This is a genomic window from Rubrivivax albus (genome assembly GCF_004016515.1).
In the GTDB taxonomy this organism is placed as follows: domain Bacteria; phylum Pseudomonadota; class Gammaproteobacteria; order Burkholderiales; family Burkholderiaceae_C; genus Rubrivivax; species Rubrivivax albus.
In genome coordinates this window covers 1,142,365-1,163,013 of the sequence record NZ_SACT01000001.1, presented here as the reverse complement: position 1 = coordinate 1,163,013, position 20,649 = coordinate 1,142,365, and the positions used below count along the sequence as shown (strand labels likewise).

At 69.4% G+C, this 20,649-nt stretch carries 24 protein-coding genes and 1 tRNA gene; all 25 read right to left on the bottom strand.

The window, feature by feature from the left end; translation table 11 throughout:
* Positions 1-3: 3 nt before the first annotated feature.
* The 25 genes from nuoF to ENE75_RS05325 all read right to left on the bottom strand — a co-directional run bounded on the left by nuoF (position 4) and on the right by ENE75_RS05325 (position 20,620).
* Positions 4-1,350 carry an NADH-quinone oxidoreductase subunit NuoF gene (gene nuoF / locus ENE75_RS05445; protein ID WP_128196341.1) on the bottom strand — a complete coding sequence of 449 codons (1,347 nt, stop codon included), beginning with the start codon at positions 1,348-1,350 and terminating at the stop codon, positions 4-6.
* Positions 1,350-1,835 (bottom strand): NADH-quinone oxidoreductase subunit NuoE family protein, encoded by a 486-nt coding sequence (locus ENE75_RS05440; RefSeq protein ID WP_128196339.1) that lies wholly within the window; start codon positions 1,833-1,835, stop codon positions 1,350-1,352. The genes nuoF and ENE75_RS05440 overlap by 1 nt, the downstream gene beginning before the upstream one ends.
* 17 nt (positions 1,836-1,852) lie before the next feature.
* A complete protein-coding gene (locus ENE75_RS05435) occupies positions 1,853-3,106 on the bottom strand; it encodes an NADH-quinone oxidoreductase subunit D (RefSeq protein ID WP_128196337.1) in 1,254 nt (417 codons plus the stop codon).
* Between the two features lie 12 nt (positions 3,107-3,118).
* A complete protein-coding gene (locus tag ENE75_RS05430) occupies positions 3,119-3,718 on the bottom strand; it encodes an NADH-quinone oxidoreductase subunit C (protein WP_128196335.1) in 600 nt (199 codons plus the stop codon).
* A gap of 4 nt (positions 3,719-3,722) precedes the next feature.
* The gene (locus ENE75_RS05425; RefSeq protein ID WP_046113908.1) at positions 3,723-4,199 is read right to left on the bottom strand and encodes a NuoB/complex I 20 kDa subunit family protein; all 477 of its coding nucleotides are present in this window, start codon (positions 4,197-4,199) and stop codon (positions 3,723-3,725) included.
* Positions 4,200-4,206: 7 nt separating this feature from the next.
* Positions 4,207-4,566, bottom strand: coding sequence for an NADH-quinone oxidoreductase subunit A (locus tag ENE75_RS05420; RefSeq protein WP_128196869.1), 360 nt, complete (start codon positions 4,564-4,566; stop codon positions 4,207-4,209).
* A gap of 112 nt (positions 4,567-4,678) precedes the next feature.
* Positions 4,679-4,763: transfer RNA gene (locus ENE75_RS05415), tRNA-Leu, on the bottom strand.
* Positions 4,764-4,898: 135 nt separating this feature from the next.
* Positions 4,899-5,321 carry a preprotein translocase subunit SecG gene (gene secG, locus ENE75_RS05410; RefSeq protein ID WP_128196333.1) on the bottom strand — a complete coding sequence of 141 codons (423 nt, stop codon included), beginning with the start codon at positions 5,319-5,321 and terminating at the stop codon, positions 4,899-4,901.
* Between the two features lie 23 nt (positions 5,322-5,344).
* The gene (gene tpiA / locus ENE75_RS05405) at positions 5,345-6,085 is read right to left on the bottom strand and encodes a triose-phosphate isomerase (RefSeq protein ID WP_128196331.1); all 741 of its coding nucleotides are present in this window, start codon (positions 6,083-6,085) and stop codon (positions 5,345-5,347) included.
* A gap of 5 nt (positions 6,086-6,090) precedes the next feature.
* Positions 6,091-7,077, bottom strand: a complete 987-nt coding sequence (locus ENE75_RS05400) for an NAD(P)H-quinone oxidoreductase (RefSeq protein WP_128196329.1) — start codon at positions 7,075-7,077, stop codon at positions 6,091-6,093.
* Positions 7,078-7,097: 20 nt separating this feature from the next.
* Entirely contained in the window at positions 7,098-9,398 is a 2,301-nt protein-coding gene (gene pnp, locus ENE75_RS05395; RefSeq protein WP_128196326.1) for a polyribonucleotide nucleotidyltransferase, read from the bottom strand.
* Between the two features lie 143 nt (positions 9,399-9,541).
* Positions 9,542-9,811, bottom strand: a complete 270-nt coding sequence (rpsO, locus tag ENE75_RS05390) for a 30S ribosomal protein S15 (RefSeq protein ID WP_128196324.1) — start codon at positions 9,809-9,811, stop codon at positions 9,542-9,544.
* Between the two features lie 166 nt (positions 9,812-9,977).
* Positions 9,978-11,141, bottom strand: a complete 1,164-nt coding sequence (locus tag ENE75_RS05385; RefSeq protein ID WP_128196322.1) for a pyridoxal phosphate-dependent aminotransferase — start codon at positions 11,139-11,141, stop codon at positions 9,978-9,980.
* The gene (locus tag ENE75_RS05380) at positions 11,138-12,412 is read right to left on the bottom strand and encodes a branched-chain amino acid ABC transporter substrate-binding protein (RefSeq protein WP_128196320.1); all 1,275 of its coding nucleotides are present in this window, start codon (positions 12,410-12,412) and stop codon (positions 11,138-11,140) included. The genes ENE75_RS05385 and ENE75_RS05380 overlap by 4 nt, the downstream gene beginning before the upstream one ends.
* A gap of 17 nt (positions 12,413-12,429) precedes the next feature.
* Positions 12,430-13,476, bottom strand: a complete 1,047-nt coding sequence (gene tsaD, locus ENE75_RS05375) for a tRNA (adenosine(37)-N6)-threonylcarbamoyltransferase complex transferase subunit TsaD (protein ID WP_128196318.1) — start codon at positions 13,474-13,476, stop codon at positions 12,430-12,432.
* 204 nt (positions 13,477-13,680) lie between these two features.
* Positions 13,681-14,019: an ISC system 2Fe-2S type ferredoxin gene (fdx, locus tag ENE75_RS05370; RefSeq protein ID WP_128196316.1), complete on the bottom strand. Its 339-nt coding sequence runs from the start codon at positions 14,017-14,019 to the stop codon at positions 13,681-13,683.
* Positions 14,020-14,021: 2 nt separating this feature from the next.
* Positions 14,022-15,851 carry a Fe-S protein assembly chaperone HscA gene (gene hscA, locus ENE75_RS05365; RefSeq protein ID WP_128196314.1) on the bottom strand — a complete coding sequence of 610 codons (1,830 nt, stop codon included), beginning with the start codon at positions 15,849-15,851 and terminating at the stop codon, positions 14,022-14,024.
* Between the two features lie 12 nt (positions 15,852-15,863).
* The gene (gene hscB, locus ENE75_RS05360; protein WP_128196312.1) at positions 15,864-16,382 is read right to left on the bottom strand and encodes a Fe-S protein assembly co-chaperone HscB; all 519 of its coding nucleotides are present in this window, start codon (positions 16,380-16,382) and stop codon (positions 15,864-15,866) included.
* 77 nt (positions 16,383-16,459) lie between these two features.
* Positions 16,460-16,945, bottom strand: coding sequence for a GNAT family N-acetyltransferase (locus ENE75_RS05355; RefSeq protein ID WP_233258926.1), 486 nt, complete (start codon positions 16,943-16,945; stop codon positions 16,460-16,462).
* Positions 16,942-17,265, bottom strand: coding sequence for an iron-sulfur cluster assembly protein IscA (gene iscA / locus ENE75_RS05350; protein WP_128196310.1), 324 nt, complete (start codon positions 17,263-17,265; stop codon positions 16,942-16,944). The genes ENE75_RS05355 and iscA overlap by 4 nt, the downstream gene beginning before the upstream one ends.
* Positions 17,266-17,279: 14 nt before the next feature.
* Entirely contained in the window at positions 17,280-17,678 is a 399-nt protein-coding gene (gene iscU, locus ENE75_RS05345; RefSeq protein WP_128196308.1) for a Fe-S cluster assembly scaffold IscU, read from the bottom strand.
* Positions 17,679-17,711: 33 nt separating this feature from the next.
* A complete protein-coding gene (locus ENE75_RS05340) occupies positions 17,712-18,926 on the bottom strand; it encodes an IscS subfamily cysteine desulfurase (protein WP_128196306.1) in 1,215 nt (404 codons plus the stop codon).
* Between the two features lie 16 nt (positions 18,927-18,942).
* A complete protein-coding gene (iscR, locus tag ENE75_RS05335) occupies positions 18,943-19,476 on the bottom strand; it encodes a Fe-S cluster assembly transcriptional regulator IscR (protein ID WP_128196304.1) in 534 nt (177 codons plus the stop codon).
* Positions 19,477-19,613: 137 nt separating this feature from the next.
* A complete protein-coding gene (locus tag ENE75_RS05330; protein ID WP_233258925.1) occupies positions 19,614-20,132 on the bottom strand; it encodes a low molecular weight protein-tyrosine-phosphatase in 519 nt (172 codons plus the stop codon).
* A complete protein-coding gene (locus ENE75_RS05325; RefSeq protein WP_158288858.1) occupies positions 20,129-20,620 on the bottom strand; it encodes a CAP domain-containing protein in 492 nt (163 codons plus the stop codon). The genes ENE75_RS05330 and ENE75_RS05325 overlap by 4 nt, the downstream gene beginning before the upstream one ends.
* Between the last annotated feature and the right edge of the window lie 29 nt (positions 20,621-20,649).

Genomic DNA, 20,649 nt, shown 5'->3' with positions numbered 1-20,649 from the left:
GCCTCAGGCGGGCACCGAGACCATGCAGGTCTTGTGCTCGATGTGGTGTGCGAACTCGTCGCGGAAGTGCTTGAGCATGCCTTGCACCGGCATCGCCGCGGCGTCGCCCAGCGCGCAGATCGTGCGGCCCTTGATGTTGTCGGCCACCGAGTCCAGCAGCGCCAGGTCCTCGGGCTTGCCCTGGCCGTGCTCGATGCGGTTGACCAGGCGCCACAGCCAGCCCGTGCCTTCGCGGCACGGCGTGCACTGGCCGCAGCTCTCGTGCTGGTAGAAGTAGCTCAGGCGCAGCAGGCTCCTGACCATGCAACGGGTGTCGTTCATCACGATGACGGCGCCCGAACCCAGCATCGAGCCGGCCTTGGCGATGCTGTCGTAGTCCATCGTGCAGTCCATCATGATGGACGCCGGCAGCACCGGGGCCGACGAGCCGCCCGGGATCACGGCCTTCAGCGCCCCGCCCTTCACGCCGCCAGCCAGTTCCAGCAGCTTGGAGAACGGCGTGCCCATCGGGATCTCGAAGTTGCCCGGCTGGTTGACGTCGCCGACCACGCTGAAGATCTTGGTGCCGCCGTTGTTGGGCTTGCCCACCTCCAGGTAGGCCTGGCCGCCGTGGTTGATGATCCACGGCACCGCGGCGAAGGTCTCGGTGTTGTTGATCGTCGTCGGCTTGCCGTAGAGGCCGAAACTGGCCGGGAACGGCGGCTTGAAGCGCGGCTGGCCCTTCTTGCCTTCCAGGCTCTCCAGCAGCGCGGTCTCCTCGCCGCAGATGTAGGCGCCGAAACCGTGGAAGGCGTGCAGCTGGAAGCTGAACGACGAACCGAGGATGTCGTCGCCCAGGAACCCGGCGGCGCGGGCTTCCTCCAACGCTTCCTCGAAGCGCTCATAGACCTCGAAGATCTCGCCGTGGATGTAGTTGTAGCCGGTGCGGATGCCCATCGCGTAGGCGGCGATGGCCATGCCCTCGATCACGATGTGCGGGTTGTAGCGCAGGATGTCGCGGTCCTTGCAGGTGCCCGGCTCGCCTTCGTCGGAGTTGCAGACGAGGTACTTGGCACCGGGGAAGGCACGCGGCATGAAGCTCCACTTCAGCCCGGTGGGGAAGCCGGCGCCGCCGCGGCCGCGCAGCGCGCTGCCCTTGACCTCGGCGATCACCTGCTCCGGCGTCAGGCCAGCGCCGCCGTCCTGCCCGAGGATCTTGCGCAGGGCGCTGTACCCCCCGCGGGCCAGGTAGTCCTGCAGGCGCCAGTTGCGGCCATCGAGCCCGGCGTAGATCTGGGCGCCGATGTGGCGGCCGTGGAAGCAGGTTTCCTGCCCCGTGGCCTGGAACTTGGAAAGATCGGCCATCGTCATCAACCTTCCGACTTCAAGGTCGCGATGAGTTCGTCCAGCCGCGCGTCGCTCATGAAGCTGAGCATCTGGCGGTCGTTGACCAGCATCACCGGCGCGTCGGCGCAGGCGCCGAGGCATTCGCTGGGCTGCACGGTGAACGTGCCGTCGGCCGTGGTGCCATAGGGCTCCACGCCGAGCTTCTGGCACACGTGGTCCAGCGCGTGGTCACCACCGCGCAGCTGGCACGGCAGGTTGGTGCAGACGTTCAGCTTGAACTTGCCGACCGGCTGCTGGTTGTACATGTTGTAGAACGTGGTGACCTCGTGCACCGCGATCGCGGGCATGCCGAGGTAGGCGGCGATGCCCTGCTCGGCCTCGGGACTCACGTGGCCCTGCTCGTGCTGCACGATGGCCAGGCACGCCATCACGGCGCTCTGCTTCTGGTCCGCCGGGTACTTGGCGACTTCCTTCGCGAAGCGCGCCAGCGTGTGTTCGGTGAATGTCATCACAGCGTCCCTCGTGCTCAGCGGTCGATCTCGCCGAACACGATGTCCATGGTCCCGATGATCGCCACCGCGTCGGCGATCATGTGGCCGCGCGCCATCTCGTCCAGCGCGGCGAGGTGGCTGAAGCCGGGCGGGCGGATCTTCAGACGGTAGGGCTTGTTGGCCCCGTCGCTGACGAGGTAGATGCCGAACTCGCCCTTCGGGTGCTCCACCGCCGCGTAGACCTCACCCTCGGGCACGTGGAAGCCCTCGGTGAAGAGCTTGAAGTGGTGGATCAGCTCCTCCATGCTCGTCTTCATCTCGACGCGCGACGGCGGGGCAACCTTGTGGTTGTCGGTGATCACCGGGCCAGGGTTGGCCTTCAGCCACGCCACGCACTGCTGGATGATGCGGTTCGATTCCCGCATCTCCTGGACGCGCACGAGGTAGCGGTCGTAGGTGTCGCCGTTGGTGCCGACCGGGACGTCGAAGTCCATGCGGTCGTAGACGTCGTAGGGCTGCTTCTTGCGCAGGTCCCAGGCGATACCGGAGCCGCGCAGCATCGGGCCGGTGAGGCCCAGGTTCAGCGCGCGCTCGGGGCTGACCACGCCGATGCCCACGGTGCGCTGCTTCCAGATGCGGTTGTCGGTCAGCAGCGTCTCGTAGTCGTCCACGTTGGCCGGGAACCGCTGGCAGAAGTCCTCGATGAAGTCCAGCAGCGAACCCTGGCGGTTCTCGTTCAGGCGGTCCATCACCTTCTGGCTGCGGACCTTGCTGGCCTTGTACTGCGGCATGCTGTCCGGCAGGTCGCGGTAGACGCCACCCGGGCGGAAGTAGGCCGCGTGCATGCGCGCGCCCGACACCGCCTCGTACATGTCGAAGATGTCCTCGCGCTCGCGGAAGCAATAGATGAGGATGTTCATCGCGCCGCAGTCGATCCCGTGCGCACCGAGCCACAGCAGGTGGTTCAGCAGGCGGGTCAGCTCGGAGAACATCACGCGGATGTACTGCGCGCGCTCGGGCACCTCGATGCCCAGCAGCTTCTCGATCGCCAGGCAGTACGCGTGCTCGTTGCACATCATGGACACGTAGTCGAGACGGTCCATGTAGGGCAGCGACTGGATGAAGGTCTTCTGCTCGGCGAGCTTCTCGGTGGCGCGGTGCAGCAGGCCGATGTGCGGGTCGGCGCGCTGGATGACCTCGCCATCCAGTTCCAGCACCAAGCGCAGCACGCCGTGCGCGGCCGGGTGCTGAGGGCCAAAGTTGAGGGTGTAGTTCTTGATCTCAGCCATCTGACGCAGTCCTCAGTGGAGGCCTCCGTAGTTGTCCTCGCGCACCACGCGCGGCGTGATCTCGCGCGGCTCGATCGTCACCGGCTGGTAGATCACGCGCTTCTGGTCGGCGTCGTAGCGCATCTCGACGTGGCCCGTCACCGGGAAGTCCTTGCGCATCGGGTGGCCGATGAAGCCGTAGTCGGTGAGGATGCGGCGCAGGTCCACGTGGCCCTCGAAGACGATGCCGTACATGTCGAAGGCCTCGCGCTCGAACCAGTTGGCCGCGGTCCAGAGCTCGGTGACGCTGGCCACGGCGGGCAGGTCGTCGTCCGGGGCGAACACCCGCACGCGCACGCGCTGGTTCAGGCTCACCGACAGCAGGTGCGAGACGACGGCGAAGCGCAGGCCGTCGCGGCCGCGGTTCTGCCAGTCGCTGTAGTCCAGGCCGCAGAGGTCGATCAGCTGCTCGAACTTCAGCGCCGCGTGGTCGCGCAGCGTGGTCATCGCCTCGAGGTAGCGCGCCGCCGGCACGGTGACGGTGAGCTCGCCGCGGTCGCGCACGATGGCGGTGGCGGCGTCGCCCAGCGCCGATGCCAGCGCGGCCTGCAGGGTGTCGAGTTTGGTGCTCATGGCGTCAGCGGGCGATGGTGTTCTCGCGCCGGATCTTGGCCTGCAGCTGCAGGATGCCGTAGAGCAGCGCCTCGGCCGTCGGCGGGCAGCCGGGCACGTAGACGTCCACCGGCACGATGCGGTCGCAGCCGCGCACGACGCTGTAGCTGTAGTGGTAGTAGCCGCCGCCATTGGCGCAGGAGCCCATGCTCAGCACCCAGCGTGGCTCGGCCATCTGGTCGTAGACCTTGCGCAGCGCCGGCGCCATCTTGTTGCACAGCGTGCCGGCGACGATCATCAGGTCGCTCTGCCGCGGGCTGGGCCGGAACAGCATGCCGAAGCGGTCGATGTCGTAGCGCGCCGCACCGGCGTGCATCATCTCCACCGCACAGCAGGCCAGGCCGAAGGTCATCGGCCACAGGGAACCGGTCTTCGACCAGTTGATCAGCTTGTCGACCGAGGTGGTGACGAAGCCTTCTTTGAGAACGCCTTCGATGCCCATAGCTTGCCTACTCCCAGTCCAGGGCGCCCTTCTTCCATTCGTAGATGAAGCCCACCACCAGAATGCCGAGGAAGACCATCATGGCCCAGAAGCCTGACGCGCCGATGTCGTGCAGCGCCACGGCCCAGGGGAACAGGAACGCGATCTCGAGGTCGAAAAGAATGAACAGGATGGCCACGAGGTAGTAGCGCACGTCGAACTTCATGCGCGCGTCCTCGAAGGCCTCGAAGCCGCACTCGTAGGGGCTGTTCTTCTCCGCATCGGGCCGGTTCGGGCCGAGCAGGAAACCGAGCACCTGCGGCGCCACGCCGACACCGATGCCGACGAGGATGAACAGGATCACGGGCACGTACTGTTGCAGGTCCATCGCGGTGTCAGTCAAGCGTCAGGTCGTACGTGGTCGCAAAAAAACGCGCCTTGTGGTGCACATCGCGTGCCTCACGAAGAGCGCGTCGTTGCTCCCCGGCTGTTCCCGGTGTTGGTGCCGACGGCGAGACTCGAACTCGCACAGCTTTCGCCACTACCCCCTCAAGATAGCGTGTCTACCAATTTCACCACGTCGGCGTCTACAACCTGGTGGCGGGACCGGGCCCGCCCTCAGACTTCGAACTGCCCGGTTCGCATGAGGGACTTGCTTGCCAGACAGCCGAAGATTCTAGCCCGAAAACCGAGGGTTTCCCCAGTGATTCGGGCCCGGATTCACTTCGGGATCTGGCCCGCCGGGGCCGAGGCCGCCGGCGCCATGCCCGCGGGGGTGTCGCCCGTGCCGGCCGGGATCGCGCCCGGCACAACACCAGGCACAGCACCCGGAATGGCCCCCGGCGCACTGGCCGCGGGGGCCAGTTGATCGAGCACCGTGCTGCCGCCTTCGGCACGCTGCGCACCGGTGCTGCCCAGGTAGGCCAGCGCCAGCGTGGCAATGAAGAAGACGGTGGCGCAGGCCGCGGTGGAGCGCGACAGGAAGTTCGCGCTGCCGGTGGCCCCGAACAGGCTGCCCGAGGCGCCGCCGCCGAAACTCGCGCCCATGTCGGCGCCCTTGCCGTGCTGGATCAGCACGAGGCCGATCATCACCAGGGCGGCCAGCAGCTGCACCACGAGGATCAGCGTCAACCAGACTTGCATTCTCGAAACTCCAGGAAAACGATTCAGGCCGCGGCGCGGCAGATGGCGACGAAGTCGGCGGCCTTCAGCGAAGCGCCGCCGATCAGCCCGCCGTCGATGTCGGGCATGGCGAACAGCGTGGCCGCGTTGTCGGGCTTGACGCTGCCGCCGTAGAGGATCCGCATGCGGTCACCGTGACCAGTGGCGGCCTGCAGCTGCGCACGCAGCACGGCGTGCACGGCCTGCGCCTGCTCGGGCGTGGCGGTGCGCCCGGTGCCGATGGCCCACACGGGCTCGTAGGCGACGACGATCTCGCCGGCGCAGTGCGCCAGCGTGTGGATCACGGCGGCCAGCTGACGCTTGACCACGTCCTCCGTCTGCCCCGCATCACGCTCGGCCAGTGTCTCGCCGACGCAAACGATGGGCGTCACGCCGCGCGCCAGCAACGCCTTGGCCTTGTCGGCCACCAGCTGGTCGCTCTCGCCGTGGTAGGCGCGGCGCTCGGAGTGGCCCACCAGGGCGTATCGGCAGCCGCATTCGGCCAGCATCGCGGCCGACACCTCGCCGGTGTAGGCACCCTGTTCGTGGGCCGAGACGTCCTGCGCGCCCCAGCGGATGTCGCTGGCGGCCAGCGTGGCGGCGGTCTCGAAGAGGTAGGGGAACGGCACGCACACGGCCACGTCGGCCGTGAACGGGCGTGCGGCCAGGATACCGGCCAACAGTTCGGCATTGGCCGGGCGGCTGCCGTGCATCTTCCAGTTGCCGACGACGAGTGTCTTTCGCATCTTGATCACCAGGTCAGGACGATCTTGCCCACGTGGGTGCTGGACTCCATCAGCGCATGGGCGGCGGCGGCCTCGGCGGCCGGGAACACGGCGTGGATCACGGGCTTCACGCGGCCGGCTTCGATCAGCGGCCAGACCTGCGCGCGCAGCGCGCGGGCCAGCTCGGTCTTGTAGGCCACGGGCCGCGGCCGCAGCGTGGAGCCTGTGATCGCGAGCCGCTTGCGCAGCACCAGACCGGCATCGATCTCGCTCTTCACGCCACCCTGCACTGCGATCAGCGCCAGCCGGCCATCGTCGGCCAGGCACTTCAGCTCGCGGCCGATGTAGTCGCCGCCGACCATGTCCAGCACCACGTCGGCGCCGCGCCCGTCGGTCAGCGCCAGCGTTTCGGCGACGAAGTCCTGCGTGCGGTAGTTGATCGCGTGGTCGGCACCCAGCGTCACGCAGGCGGCGCACTTGTCGTCGCTGCCCGCGGTGACGATGACCTTGGCGCCGCGCGCCTTGGCCAGCTGGATCGCGGTGACACCGATGCCCGACGAACCACCCTGCACCAGCAGCCATTCGCCCGCCACCAGGCCGGCGATGTGGAACACGTTCTGCCAGACGGTGAAGAAGGTCTCCGGCAGGCTGGCGGCCTCGACGTCGCTCAGGCCCGCCGGCACCGGCAGCACCTGGCCTGCGGGCGCCACGCACAGCTCGGCGTAGCCCCCACCCGCCACCAGCGCGCAGACGCGGTCGCCCAGCGCCACGCCGGCGGCCGCGAGATCGTCGGCGGAACCACCCACCACCGTGCCGGCCACCTCCAGACCCGGCAGGTCGGAGACACCCGGCGGCATCGGGTACAGGCCCTTGCGCTGCAGCACGTCCGGCCGGTTGATGCCGGAAGCCGTCACGCGGATCAGCAGTTCACCGGCCGCCGGCACCGGGTCCGGGCGCTGCGTCTCGCGCAGCACCTCGGGGGCGCCATAGGCCGTGATCTCGATCGCTCGCATTCAGCAGCAGCGCAATGCGCTCACTCGCCCTGGGCGGGCGGGTTGCCGTGGTCGGCCTGCGGCGCGGGCGCGTCGGCCGGGGCGTCGCTGCGCGGTTCGCGCGGCTCACGCGGTTCGCGGTGCTCGCGCGGCTCACGCTCGCGGCGCGGGCCGCGGTCGCCACGGCCACCGCGATCGCCCCGGTCGCCGTACTCGCGGCGCGGACGCTCCTCCTCGACGTAGCCCTCGGGCTTCTCGAGCAGTGCCTTGCGGCTGAGCTTGATGCGGCCCTTGTCGTCGGTCTCGAGCACCTTGACCTGGATGATGTCGCCTTCCTTGACGAAGTCCTCGACCTTCTCCACGCGCTGGTGGGCGATCTGGCTGATGTGCAGCAGGCCGTCCTTGCCGGGCAGGATGTTGACCAGCGCGCCGAACTCCAGGATCTTGGTGACCGGGCCTTCGTAGACCTTGCCCACCTCGGCCTCGGCCGTGATCTCGGTGATGCGCTGCTTGGCGAACTCGGCCTTGCCGGCGTCGGTGCTGGCGATGGTGATCGTGCCGTCCTCGCCGATGTCGATCGTGCAGCCGGTCTCCTCGGTCAGCGCGCGGATGGTGGCGCCGCCCTTGCCGATCACGTCGCGGATCTTCTCCGGGTTGATCTTCATAGTGTACAGGCGCGGGGCGAACTGCGAGACCTCGGTCTTCGCCTCGCCCATGGCCTCCACCATCACGCCCAGGATGTGCATCCGCGCTTCCTTGGCCTGCGCCAGCGCGACCTGCATGATCTCCTTGGTGATGCCCTGGATCTTGATGTCCATCTGCAGGGCGGTCACGCCGCCGGTGGTGCCGGCGACCTTGAAGTCCATGTCACCCAGGTGGTCCTCGTCACCCAGGATGTCGGTCAGCACCGCGAAGCGGTTGCCTTCCTTGATCAGGCCCATGGCGATGCCGGCCACGTGGGCCTTCATCGGCACACCGGCGTCCATCAGCGCCAGGCAGCCGCCGCAGACGCTGGCCATCGACGACGATCCGTTGGACTCGGTGATCTCCGAGACCACGCGCAGCGTGTACGGGAAGTCTTCCTTGTTCGGCAGCGCGGCGATCAGCGCACGCTTGGCCAGGCGGCCGTGGCCGATCTCGCGCCGCTTGGGGCTGCCTACGCGGCCCGTCTCGCCGGTGGCGAACGGGGGCATGTTGTAGTGCAGCATGAAGCCGTCGGTGAACTCGCCGGCCAGCGCGTCGATGCGCTGCGCGTCGCGCTCGGTGCCCAGCGTGGCGGCCACCAGGGCCTGCGTCTCGCCGCGCGTGAACAGCGCCGAACCGTGGGCGCGCGGCAGCACGCCGTTGCGGATCTCGATCGGGCGCACGGTGCGCGTGTCGCGGCCGTCGATGCGCGGCTCACCGGCCAGGATCTGGCCGCGCACGATGCGGCTCTCGATCTCGAACAGCAGGCCTTCGACCTTGACGCTGTCGAACTCGACGCCCTGCTCCTTCAGGCCGGCCATCACGGCGGCGTAGGCATCGCGGCAGGCCTGGGTACGGGCCTGCTTGCTGCGGATCTGGTAGGCGGCGCGCAGCTTCTCCTCGCCGAGTTCGGTGACCTTGGCGATGAAGGCCTCGTCCTTCGCCGGGGGCTGCCAGTTCCACTCGGGCTTGCCGGCCTCGCGCACCAGGTCGTTGATGGCGGCGATGGCGATCTTGCCCTGGTCGTGGCCGTAGACCACGGCGCCGAGCATGATCTCCTCGCTGAGCTGGTCGGCTTCCGATTCCACCATCAGCACGGCGGCTTCGGTGCCGGCGACCACCAGGTCGAGCTGGCTGAAGCCGAGCTCGGTCTTGCCCGGGTTGAGCACGTAGGCCCCGTCGACGTAGCCCACGCGGGCGGCACCGATCGGGCCGTTGAACGGGATGCCGCTGATCGCCAGCGCGGCGCTGGTGCCGATCATGGCGGCGATGTCGGCCTGCACCTCGGGGTTCAGGCTCAGCACGTGGATGACGACCTGCACCTCGTTGAAGAAGCCGTCCGGGAACAGCGGGCGGATCGGGCGGTCGATCAGGCGGCTGGTCAGCGTCTCGAGCTCGCTCGGGCGGCCTTCACGCTTGAAGAAGCTGCCGGGGATCTTGCCGGCGGCGTAGGTCTTCTCGATGTAGTCGACGGTCAGCGGGAAGAAGTCCTGGCCGGCCTTGGCCTCGGACTTGGCGACCACGGTGGCCAGCACCACGGTGTCGTCCATGTTGACGATGACGGCGCCGGTGGACTGGCGGGCGATCTCGCCGGTTTCCAGCGTGACCGTGTGGTTGCCCCACTGGAACGTTTTGGTGACCTTGTTGAACAGGCTCATGCGTTGGCTCCTGGTGTGTGCGGGCTGCGCAATGCCTTTCCAGCGGGACCTGAATTCAGGTGCCGGTGGAAAGACACAGCAATGCGGCCCAGAGGTGAAATGAACGAACAGGGGTCGCGCAAGGCGACCCCCAGTGTCCTGGCTTACTTGCGCAGGCCCAGCTTGCCGATCAGCGCGGTGTAGCGCTCGGCGTCCTTGGCCTTCAGGTAAGACAGCAGACGCTTGCGCTGGTTGACCAGCTTCAGCAGGCCACGGCGACCGTGGTGGTCCTTCTTGTGCTGCTGGAAGTGCGGGGTCAGCTGGTTGATGCGGGTGGTCAGCAGCGCGACCTGGACTTCGGGGCTGCCGGTGTCGGCGGCGCCGCGGGCGTGCTGGCTGACGATCTCGGCCTTCTCGGCGGTGGACAGACTCATGGGATTCCTGCGGATTTCCAGTGGTCGGAAAGTCGCCGCAGCAGCCCAGGAGTGGTCCAGGGGCAGGCCAGGCGGTTTCCGGTTGAACTCGCGGACACCCGTGAAACCGACAGGTGCCGTGGACGAATGGCCCAGGCCTCTGCCCGGAACCACCCGAGATTCTAGCCTATCTGCGCAGCGCGTCGGCCAGGCGCTGCACACCAGCGTCCAGCCGGGCCAGGTCCTGCGACGCGAAGCACCAGCGCAGCCAGCCCTCGCCTTCCGGCCCGAAGGCCACGCCCGGCGCCAGCCCCAGGCCGTGGTCGCGCACCAGCCGCTTGGCCAGCGCCAGCGAATCGTCCTCGCCGTCGACGCGGAACCAGGCGTACATGCCGCCCAGCGGGCGCGCCGCGTGCACACCGGGCAGGCGCGCCAGGCCGTCGTGCAGGCGGTCGCGCCCGGCCTTCAGCCGCTGCACCAGGCCGGGCACGAAGCCGTCGGCCATCGCCAGCGCCGCCAGGGCACCGCGCTGCACGAACACCGGCGGGCAGGAGGTGTTGAACTCCAGCAGCTTGCCGGCGGCGTCCAGCTGCCCCGGCGGCAGCACCATCCAGCCCAGGCGCCAGCCGGTCATCAGGAAGCTCTTGGAGAAGCTGTGCACGACCACCAGGCGGTCGTGGGGCGCTGCCAGGTCAAGGAAGCTGGGGGCCGCCGGGCCATTGCCGAACCACACCCGTTCATAGACCTCGTCGGCCACGATCCAGGTGCCCGTGCGCCGGCAGTGGTCCAGCAGCGCCTGCTGCTCGTCCCGCGTCAGCGTCCAGCCGGTGGGGTTGTTGGGCGCGTTGACGAGCAGGACGCGGGTGCGGTCCGTCACCGCGGACAGCACCCGCGCCAGGTCCAGCGTCCAGGCACCGTCGTCGCGCGGCACCAGCGGGACGCGCACCACTTCGGCACCGAGGATGGCCGGCTGCGCCGTCAGGTTGGGCCAGACCGGCACCACGGCCACGACTTCGTCGCCGGCGCCGGCCAGCATCTGCATGGCCACCATCAGCGCGCTGACGCCGGAGGAGGTGACGGCGATGCGCTCCGGCCCCACCGGTCCGTTGGCGCTGTGCAGCGCCGTCGTGTAGCCGGCGATGGCCTCGCGCAGCTCGGCCAGCCCCAGGTTGTGCGAATAGAAGGTCTCGCCGCGCTGGAGCGACGCAGCGGCGGCGTCGCGCACCGCCTGCGGCGTGACCTCGTCGCTCTCGCCGAACCAGAAGGCCAGCACGTCGTTGCGCCCCAGGCCGGCATTGGCCACCTCGCGGATGCGCGAGGCCGGGAGTTGGTCGATGGCGGGGCGGGTCATGGCGCGGACATCCGGCAGGTGGTGGGTTGGGTCACGTCGGCGGTGGCCAGGCGGTGCACGGTGCGGAAACCGTAGCCCGAACCTTCCACCTCCTTCTCGACGCCCGGCGCACCGGCACGGTCCATCACGCTGACGACCAGCGGCTGCTGCAGCTGGTGGTCGTCGGCCCGCATCCAGGCCTCGCCCAGGCCGCCGAGCACGCGATTGTCGAAGCGGGCGCCGGACAGGGCACGCGACACGGCCAGCGCGTCGGTGCTGCCGGCGCGCTCGATGGCCGCGGCCAGCATCTCCACCATGACCTGCATGCGCAGGTGCAGGTAGTCGTCCTTCGGGTCCGGGAACCGCCGGCGGAAGGCGGCGTGGAAGGCATCCGAGGCCGCCCCGCCGACGTTGGGATGCCATTCCGCCACCGCATGCACGGCGCCGACGCCGGCGTCACCGATGGCTGCCGGTGCGCCCAGCGCGTTGCCGTAGAAGGTGTAGAGCCGCACCTGGGCGCCCACCTCGCGCAGCGCGCGCACCAGCAGCGTCAGGTCATTGCCCCAGTTGCCCGTGAGCACGGCCTGCGCGCCGCTGGCCTTGATCTTGGCCGCATAGGGCAGGAAGTCCTTCACGCGGCCGATCGGGTGCAGGTCCTCGCCGACGATGACCAGGTCGGGCCGCGCCTGCGCCAGCATCGCCTTGCCCTGGCGCAGCACGTGCTGGCCGAAGCTGTAGTCCTGACCGATGAGGTACAGGCGTTGCAAGGCGCGGTCGGTGCGCATCACGTCCACCAGCGCCGCCAGCCGCATGTCGGCGTGGGCGTCGAAGCGGAAATGCCAGGGGCTGCAGCGTTCGTTGGTCAGCACCGGGTCGACGGCCGAGTAGTTCAGGAACAGCGCGCGGCGATGCGGTTCGCGGGCGTTGTGCTTGTCCAGCGCCTCGACCAGCGCTGCGGCCACGGCCGAACTGTTGCCCTGGCAGACGAAGCCGATGCCGCGGCCCAGCGCCGACTTCAGCAGCGTCTGCGCCTCCTCCAGTTGCCCCTTGCTGTCGAAGCGCTCCAGCGCGAGCGGGCGCGCGCCGCCGGGCAGGCGTACACCGCCGCGGGCGTTGATGCGCTCGGTGGCCCACAGCAGGTTGCGGAACACGGCCTCGCCGGCGTTGCCGAAGGGGCCGGACAGGCCCTCGATCAGGGCCAGCCGGATCGGCTCGGCCGGCTGCGCGTGCAGCTGCAGCGCAGGCAGGGACAGGGTGGCGGCCAGCAGGCGCCGGCGGGACAGCAGGGACATGGAAGCAGATATGGGGATCAGGAGTGGGAAACCGCCTCGAGCGGCCAGCGCGGCAGCACGTCGAAGCGAGGCGGCGCCGGGTCGGCCGCCGGCAGGCCGTGCTGCCAGCGCAGCGCGGCGGCGAGCGCGATCATCGCACCGTTGTCCGTGCACAGCGCCGGCGGCGGGTAGTGCACGCGGGCGCCCAGCCGCGCGGCGCGCGCGTCCAGCGTCTCGCGGAGCAGCGCGTTGGCGCCGACGCCGCCGGCCACCACCAGGCGTGTCAGGCCGGTGTCCTTCAGCGCCCGCACCGCCTTGGCGGTGAGCACGTCGACGATGGCCAGCTGGGTGGACGCCGCCAGGTCGGCCCGCGCCTGTTCGCAGACGTTGGGGCCCAGCTTCTGCAGACGGGTCATCACCGCCGTCTTCAGGCCGGCGAAGGAGAAGTCCAGGTCGCCGCTGTGCAGCAGCGGCCGCGGCAGGTCGAAGGCCTTGGGGTTGCCGAAGGCCGCCAGGCGCGCCAGCGCCGGCCCGCCCGGGTAGCCCAGGCCCAGCAGCTTGGCGCTCTTGTCGAAGGCCTCGCCGGCGGCGTCGTCCACCGTCTCGCCCAGCAGCGCATAGCGGCCCACGCCGTCCACGCGCATCAGCTGGGTGTGGCCGCCGGAGACCAGCAGCGCAACGAACGGGAACGACGGCGCGTCGTCGTCGGCCAGGAAGGGCGACAGCAGGTGTCCTTCCAGATGGTGGATGCCCAGCGTCGGCCGGCCCAGCGCCAGGCCCAGGGACACCGCCACGCCGGCGCCGACCAGCAGCGCGCCGGCGAGACCGGGGCCACGGGTGTAGGCGATGAGGTCGACGTCGGCCAGCGTGGCACCGGCATCGGCCAGCACCTGGCGGGCCAGCGGCAGCACACGGCGGATGTGGTCACGCGACGCCAGTTCCGGCACCACGCCGCCGTAGGCCTCGTGCATGGCCACCTGGCTGTGCAGGGCCTGAGCGCGCAGGCGCGGCACGCCCACGGCTTCGGCCTGGACCAGCGCGACACCGGTCTCGTCACAGGAGGATTCGAAGCCGAGGATGTTCACGGATGCATTGTCGCCGGGACCGTGGCCGGAGACGCCGGGCTGGCACGACACCTGCTAAATGCGCTGCGGACGCAGCACGTTCGGGCGTCCGTCTCCTCAGCAGGGCGCCATGCCCATGTCACGCCCTCCGGGTTGCGACCCGGGGGGCGCTTTTTTTGGGCAACCGGCACCGCACGATACGCACCGGAGCGGTGCAGCACCGATTCAGTGCTTCTCCTTGGCGTGATTGATCGAGTACTTGGGGATCTCGATCACCACGTCCTGGTCGGACACGATGGCCTGGCAGGACAGCCGGGACGTGGGCGTCAGGCCCCAGGCGCGGTCGAGCAGGTCTTCCTCGGCCTCGTCCATCTCGCCCAGCGAGTTGAAGCCCTGCTTCACGACCACGTGGCAGGTGGTGCAGGCGCAGGCCATCTCGCAGGCGTGTTCGATCGGGATGCCGTGGTCGAGCATCGCCTCGCACAGCGAGGTGCCGCGCGGCGCCTCGATGGTGTCGCCTTCGGGGCAGTACTCGGCGTGGGGGAGGATGGTGATGCGGGGCATGTTCAGATCTCGTCGAGCCGCTTGCCAGACAGAGCCTGGCGGATGCCGCGGTTCATGCGCAGCGCGGCGAAGTGTTCGGTGCCGTCGGCCAGTGCCTTCGTGGCGGCCTCGATGGCGGCGGTGTCGTCGGTCTGGCGCACCTGGTCGAGCGCAATCAGCAGCGCGTCGAGCTGGGCACGAGGTTCGGCCTGAAGCAGGTCGCCATCGGCCGCCAGCGCCGCGCGGGTGGCCAGGGCCATCCGCTCGGCCTCCACGCGCGCCTCGCGCAGCGCGCGCGCGGCGATGTCGCCTTCGGCGTGGGCGAAGCCGTCCTTGAGCATGCGCTCGATCTGGTCGTCGGCCAGGCCGTAGCTGGGCTTGACGACCACCGAGGCCTCGACGCCCGAGGCCTGCTCACGTGCCGACACCGACAGCAAGCCGTCGGCATCGACCTGGAAAGTGACGCGGATGCGCGCCGCGCCGGCGGCCATCGGCGGGATGCCGCGCAGTTCGAATCGCGCCAGCGAACGGCATTCCGACACCAGTTCGCGCTCGCCCTGCACCACGTGCAGCGCCATCGCCGTCTGGCCGTCCTTGAAGGTGGTGAAGTCCTGGGCCTTGGCCACCGGGATCGTGCTGTTGCGTTCGACGACGCGCTCCACCAGCCCGCCCATCGTCTCCAGACCCAGCGACAAGGGGATCACGTCCAGCAGCAGCAGTTCGCCATCCTTCGCATTGCCCGCCAGCGCATTGGCCTGGATGGCCGCGCCGAGCGCGACGACCTCGTCGGGATTCAGGTTGGTCAGCACCGTCCGGCCGAAGAACGCGCTCACCGCCTCGCGCACGGCCGGCATGCGGGTGGACCCGCCGACCATCACCACGCCCTGCACCTCGTCGCGCGCCACGTCGGCGTCGCGCAGCGCCTTGCGCACGGCGCCCAGCGTGCGATCGATGAACGGCCGGGCGATGGCCGCCAGATCGGCACGGCTGACCTCGACGCCCAGCATCTCGGTGACTTCGGCGTCGGTCAGCCGTTCCTTGGCAGCGCGCGCGGCCACCAGTGCCGCGCGACGGGCCTGCGGCGTGTCGGCCGGCCGACCGGCGCGCTGCAGCACCCAGTCGGCCAGCGCGTGGTCGATGTCGTCGCCGCCGAGCGCGGCATCGCCGCCGGTGGACACGACTTCGAAGACGCCTTTGGTCAGGCGCAGGATGGAGATGTCGAACGTGCCGCCGCCCAGGTCGTAGACGGCGTAGAGGCCTTCGCTGCCGTTGTCCAGGCCGTAGGCCACGGCCGCCGCGGTGGGCTCGTTGATCAGCCGCAGCACGTTGAGGCCGGCGAGCTCGGCCGCGTCCTTCGTGGCCTGGCGCTGGGCATCGTCGAAATAGGCCGGCACCGTGATCACGGCGCCGAACAGGTCGGCGTCGAAGCTGTCCTCGGCGCGCTGCCGCAGCGTGGCCAGGATCTCGGCCGAGAACTGCACCGGCGAGACCTCGCCTTCGCGGGTGGCGATCGCCACCATGCCCGGCCGGTCGACGAAGTGGTACGGCAGCTTGTCGTGGGCCGGCAGGTCCGCGAGCGTGCGGCCCATGAAACGCTTGGCCGACACCAGCGTGTTCCCGGGATCGTCGGCCTGCACGGCCAGCGCGTCGTGGCCGATGACGTGCCGCTCACCGGTGTAGCGCACGGCCGAGGGCAGCAGCACGCGGCCCTGAGCGTCAGGCAGGCACTCGGCCACGCCGTGGCGCACGGCGGCCACCAGCGAGTTGGTGGTGCCCAGGTCGATGCCGACGGCGACGCGCCGCTGGTGCGGATCCGGCGACTGGCCGGGTTCGGAGATCTGCAGAAGTGCCATGGTGTTTGTGTTCTAGTGTTCAAGCGCCTCGAGCCGGCGCGCGATGTCCTGCCGGAAGCGGGCGACGAACATCAGTGCCCGCACCTCGGCGGCGGCAGCCGTGGCATCACCCACGTCGTCGAGTGCTGCTGCGACCGACGCGAGGCGCCGCCGCTCGTCGGCGCGCACGTCGTCGTTCAGAGCCTCGACCGCGTCGAGCGTCTCGGCCTCGTCCAGTGCCTCCCGCCAGGCCATCTGCTGCATCAGGAAGGCGGCCGGCATCGCGGTGTTGTCCTCCGCCCGGACTGGCGCGCCGCGCAGTTCGCAGAGATAGGTAGCACGGGCCAGCGGATCCTTCAGGCGTCGGTAGGCCTCGTTGATGCGGACGGACCATTGCATGGCCAGGCGCTGCGCGCTCGCGCCGTCGGCGGCGAAGCGGTCCGGGTGCGCCTCGCTCTGCAACGCACGCCAGCGCGCGTCGAGTTCGGCGCGATCAACCGCAAATCGTTGCGGCAGGTCGAACAGCGTGAAGTCGTCGTCGGAGAGGTTCACGTCAGGTCCGCCCGGCCGTTCCGAAGGACCTGACCGCCCCTCGGGCGCAGCGAACGGAAAGAGCTCGCGGGCTCACGTCACACCGCCTTCTCGTAGAAGGCCGACAGACCATTGTCGGGATAGCCCCCGAACGCGCCGCGCAACCGGTAGCCGCAACGCTCGTACAGGCGCACCGCCTCGACCTGGTCCCGCCCAGTCTCCAGCAGCGCCAGCCCGATGCCGCGCCCGCGCAGCGTGGACTCCAGCACCGACAGCATGCGGCCGCCCAGTCCCTGCCCGCGCGCATCGGGATGGGTCATCATGCGCTTGATCTCGCCATAGGGCCGACCACCGGTGGCCGGCTCGCCCGCCATGCGGCGCACGGCGCCGCAGGCCACCGGGCGCGCGCCCTGCCAGGCGGCAAAGAAGTCGATCTCTGGCGCCAGCAGCGCCGAGGCATCGAGGATGTGGTTGGCCTCGGGCGGGTAGAGGCTGCCGAGATAGCGGTCGAGTTCGGCCAGCAGCGCGAGCACCTCGGGGTGGTCGGGCCGGGTCAGGCGGATCTCGGCAGGCGCCACCGTCACACGCGGAAGGATTCGCCGCAGCCGCAGCGGTCCTTCTCGCGCGGGTTGTGGAACTTGAAGCCTTCGTTGAGGCCCTCGCGCACGAAGTCGAGTTCGGTGCCGTCCAGATACGGCAAACTCTTGGGGTCGACCAGCACCTTCACGCCGTGCCCCTCGAAGATCACGTCCTCGGGAGCGATGTCGTCGGCGTACTCGAGCTTGTAGGCCAGGCCCGAGCAGCCCGTGGTCTTGACGCCCAGGCGCACGCCGACGCCCTTGCCGCGTCGGCCAAGGTAGCGCGTCACGTGGCGCGCCGCCGCTTCGGTCAGGGTGATCGCCATCGGCTGCACAAGCCTCAGTTTGCCGCCGCGCCGCCGTGGCGCTGCTGGTAATCCTGCACCGCGGCCTTGATCGCGTCCTCGGCCAGGATGGAGCAGTGGATCTTCACCGGCGGCAGCGCCAGTTCCTCGGCGATCTGCGTGTTCTTGATGGTCAGCGCCTCGTCCAGGCTCTTGCCCTTGACCCACTCGGTGACCAGCGAACTCGAGGCGATGGCCGAACCGCAGCCGTAGGTCTTGAAGCGCGCGTCCTCGATCAGCCCGGTGGCCGGGTTGACCTTGATCTGAAGCTTCATCACGTCGCCGCAGGCCGGGGCGCCGACCATGCCGGTGCCCACGGTGTCGTCGCCCTTGTCGAAGCTGCCGACGTTGCGCGGGTTCTCGTAGTGCTCGACGACCTTGTCGCTGTAAGCCATGTCCGTACTCCTGTGTCGTCTCTCAGCGGGGGCTCAGTGCGCCGCCCACTGGATGGTGTTGAGGTCGATGCCGTCCTTGTACATCTCCCACAGCGGGGAGAGTTCGCGCAGCTTGGCCACGCGGTCCTGCAGCGTGGCGACGGCGTAGTCGATGTCCTCGACCGTGGTGAAGCGGCCGATGGTCATGCGCAGGCTGGAGTGCGCGAGTTCGTCGCTGCGGCCCAGGGCGCGCAGCACGTAGCTGGGCTCCAGGCTGGCCGAGGTGCAGGCCGAGCCGGACGACACGGCGATGCCCTTGACGCCCATGATCAGCGACTCGCCCTCGACGAAGTTGAAGCTGATGTTCAGGTTGTGCGGCACACGCTTCTCGCGGTGGCCGTTGATGAACACCTGCTCGATCTGCGTCAGGCCGGCCACCAGCCGGTCGTGCAGCATGCGGGTGCGCTCGAGGTCGGTGGCCATCTCGGCGCCGGCCAGTTCGAATGCCAGGCCCATGCCCACACACTGGTGGGTGGGCAGCGTGCCGCTGCGCATGCCGCGCTCGTGGCCACCACCGTGCATCTGCGCCTCGATGCGCACCCGTGGCTTGCGCCGCACGTACAAGGCGCCGATGCCCTTGGGGCCGTAGGTCTTGTGGCTGGCCAGGCTCATCAGATCCACCGGCAGCGTGGCCAGGTCGATGGCGACTTTGCCCGTGGCCTGGGCCGCGTCCACGTGGAACACGATGCCCTTCTCGCGGCACATCGCGCCGATGGTCGGGATGTCCTGGATCACGCCGATCTCGTTGTTCACGAGCATCACCGACGCGACGATGGTGTCGGGCCGCAGCGCGTCGCGGAACTTGTCTAGGTCGAGCAGGCCGTCCTCCTGCACGTCGAGGTAGGTGACCTCGAAGCCCTGGCGCTCCAGCTCGCGGCAAGTGTCCAGCACCGCCTTGTGCTCGGTCTTGACCGTGACGATGTGCTTGCCACGCGACTGATAGAAGTGGGTCGCACCCTTGATCGCCAGGTTGTTCGACTCGGTGGCGCCCGAGGTCCAGACGATCTCGCGCGGGTCGGCGCCGATCAGCGCGGCGACCTGGGCACGTGCCTTCTCCACCGCCTCTTCCGCCTCCCAGCCCCAGGCATGGCTGCGCGACGCCGGGTTGCCGTGGTGCTCGCGCAGCCAAGGGATCATCGCGTCGACGACGCGCGGGTCCACCGGCGTCGTCGCGCCGTAGTCCATATAGATCGGGAGATGCGGGGTCATCGGTTCAGGTCTTGTCTTACTTGGTCAGCACGCTGCCGAGGGCAAACACGGAATTGGGCGCAGTCACCTTGATGGGCTTGACCACCGGGGTCGACGAGATAGCGCGCTTGACCGGCGCTTCCTCGATGGACACACCCTTGGCCAGCTGGTCGTCCACCAGCTTCTTCAGCGAGATGGAATCGAGGTACTCGATCATGCGGGCGTTCAGGCTGGCCCACAGGTCGTGCGTCATGCAGCGGCCCGAGTCGTCGCCCATGCAGTTTTCCTTGCCGCCGCAGCCGGTGGCGTCGATCGGCTCGTCCACGGCCACGATGATGTCGGCCACGGTGATCTGCTCTGCACCACGGCCCAGCGAATAACCGCCGCCGGGGCCACGGGTGCTCTCGACCAGTTCGTGCCGGCGCAGCTTGCCGAACAGCTGTTCCAGGTAGGACAGCGAGATCTGCTGCCGCTGGCTGATGGCCGCCAGCGCCACCGGCCCCGAATGGGAGCGCAGCGCGAGGTCGATCATGGCGGTGACGGCGAAACGGCCTTTGGTGGTCAGACGCATGGGGTTCTCCTGTGTGCCTTGCGGCGTCGCGGTTTTCTGGACGACGGTTCAGGCTCTCGGCGATCGCCCGGCACCGGCGCATCCAGTAACCAAGCGGTTCACTCAAGTATACCTGAACCCGACCCTTTCGGTCGGGTTCAGCCCCGGAAGTTCCCCTGTTCGCGTCGCAGGTGTTCGATCAGACCGTCGCAGGCCACCTCCACCAGGTCCAGCACGCGCTCGAAGCCCTCCGGGCCGCCGTAATACGGGTCCGGCACCTCTTGCGGCAGGCCATCGCGGGCCGCGAAGGTCATCAACAGGCGCACGTCGCCGACGCCGGGCGGACGCACCCGGGCCAGGGCCTCGAGGTTGTCCTCGTCCATCGCCAGCACCAGGCCGAAGCGCTCGAAGTCCTCCGGCCGCACCTGCCGGGCACGCTGGCGCGACAGGTCGTAGCCCCGGCGCGCCGCATGGCGCTGCGCCCGTGGATCCGGCGCGTCTCCGGCATGCCCGCCATAGGTGCCGGCGGAGTCCACGCCGATGCGGTCGCCTAGGCCGGCGGCGTCCAGTCGGTGACGCAGCACACCTTCGGCAGTAGGTGAACGGCAGATGTTGCCCATGCACACCATCAACACACGGAACGCGGGCTCGGAACGACGGGACCAGGGCAGCTTCATCGGCGGGGATCCAGGGCGGGCGGCGTGCCGGATTCTCGCCCAGCGTCCGGCACGCCTTCGGGCAGCACCGCGTCCGCCACCGGCGCCACGGGCGTGGCGCAGGCCAGCAGCGTGGCGAACCGGCCCGCGACCCCCACACCGGCCCAGGCGACGCGGCCGTCCAGCAGATTGGCATGGTGCGCCGGGGAGCGCCGCCACATCGCCACCGCCTGCTCCGGCACGGCGTGGCCAGCCACCAGGTTCTCCACGCATAGCAGGCTGCCTGCCAGCAGGGCTCGCTGGCGGAACCCTTCGTGCGACAGCCGGCCTTCGCGGGCCATGCGCCGGCTGTGCGCCCGGGCGATGGCCGCGAGGCCCGGGTCCCCGCGCCAGCGGGCCAACCCCTGTGCCGCCCGGTAGTCGTTGACGGCGCGCAGCAGGTCCTGCTCCCGCATCTCGGCCTCGGGCGCCAGTGGCGAAGAAATGGGCTCGGCGCTCAAGATCGGCATCGGCAGGCCGAGAACCAGAAGGAGCCCCG

Excerpts from the sequence above, each read along its gene's own strand:
- nuoF (WP_128196341.1), bottom strand. The coding sequence starts at position 1,350 with ATGACGATGGCCGATCTTTCCAAGTTCCAGGCCACGGGGCAGGAAACC.
- ENE75_RS05440 (WP_128196339.1), bottom strand. The coding sequence starts at position 1,835 with ATGACATTCACCGAACACACGCTGGCGCGCTTCGCGAAGGAAGTCGCC.
- ENE75_RS05435 (WP_128196337.1), bottom strand. The coding sequence starts at position 3,106 with ATGGCTGAGATCAAGAACTACACCCTCAACTTTGGCCCTCAGCACCCG.
- ENE75_RS05430 (WP_128196335.1), bottom strand. The coding sequence starts at position 3,718 with ATGAGCACCAAACTCGACACCCTGCAGGCCGCGCTGGCATCGGCGCTG.
- ENE75_RS05425 (WP_046113908.1), bottom strand. The coding sequence starts at position 4,199 with ATGGGCATCGAAGGCGTTCTCAAAGAAGGCTTCGTCACCACCTCGGTC.
- ENE75_RS05420 (WP_128196869.1), bottom strand. The coding sequence starts at position 4,566 with ATGGACCTGCAACAGTACGTGCCCGTGATCCTGTTCATCCTCGTCGGC.
- secG (WP_128196333.1), bottom strand. The coding sequence starts at position 5,321 with ATGCAAGTCTGGTTGACGCTGATCCTCGTGGTGCAGCTGCTGGCCGCC.
- tpiA (WP_128196331.1), bottom strand. The coding sequence starts at position 6,085 with ATGCGAAAGACACTCGTCGTCGGCAACTGGAAGATGCACGGCAGCCGC.
- ENE75_RS05400 (WP_128196329.1), bottom strand. The coding sequence starts at position 7,077 with ATGCGAGCGATCGAGATCACGGCCTATGGCGCCCCCGAGGTGCTGCGC.
- pnp (WP_128196326.1), bottom strand. The coding sequence starts at position 9,398 with ATGAGCCTGTTCAACAAGGTCACCAAAACGTTCCAGTGGGGCAACCAC.
- rpsO (WP_128196324.1), bottom strand. The coding sequence starts at position 9,811 with ATGAGTCTGTCCACCGCCGAGAAGGCCGAGATCGTCAGCCAGCACGCC.
- ENE75_RS05385 (WP_128196322.1), bottom strand. The coding sequence starts at position 11,141 with ATGACCCGCCCCGCCATCGACCAACTCCCGGCCTCGCGCATCCGCGAG.
- ENE75_RS05380 (WP_128196320.1), bottom strand. The coding sequence starts at position 12,412 with ATGTCCCTGCTGTCCCGCCGGCGCCTGCTGGCCGCCACCCTGTCCCTG.
- fdx (WP_128196316.1), bottom strand. The coding sequence starts at position 14,019 with ATGCCCCGCATCACCATCCTCCCCCACGCCGAGTACTGCCCCGAAGGC.
- hscA (WP_128196314.1), bottom strand. The coding sequence starts at position 15,851 with ATGGCACTTCTGCAGATCTCCGAACCCGGCCAGTCGCCGGATCCGCAC.
- iscA (WP_128196310.1), bottom strand. The coding sequence starts at position 17,265 with ATGGCGATCACCCTGACCGAAGCGGCGGCGCGCCACGTGACGCGCTAC.
- iscU (WP_128196308.1), bottom strand. The coding sequence starts at position 17,678 with ATGGCTTACAGCGACAAGGTCGTCGAGCACTACGAGAACCCGCGCAAC.
- ENE75_RS05340 (WP_128196306.1), bottom strand. The coding sequence starts at position 18,926 with ATGACCCCGCATCTCCCGATCTATATGGACTACGGCGCGACGACGCCG.
- iscR (WP_128196304.1), bottom strand. The coding sequence starts at position 19,476 with ATGCGTCTGACCACCAAAGGCCGTTTCGCCGTCACCGCCATGATCGAC.
- ENE75_RS05330 (WP_233258925.1), bottom strand. The coding sequence starts at position 20,132 with ATGAAGCTGCCCTGGTCCCGTCGTTCCGAGCCCGCGTTCCGTGTGTTG.
- ENE75_RS05325 (WP_158288858.1), bottom strand. The coding sequence starts at position 20,620 with ATGCCGATCTTGAGCGCCGAGCCCATTTCTTCGCCACTGGCGCCCGAG.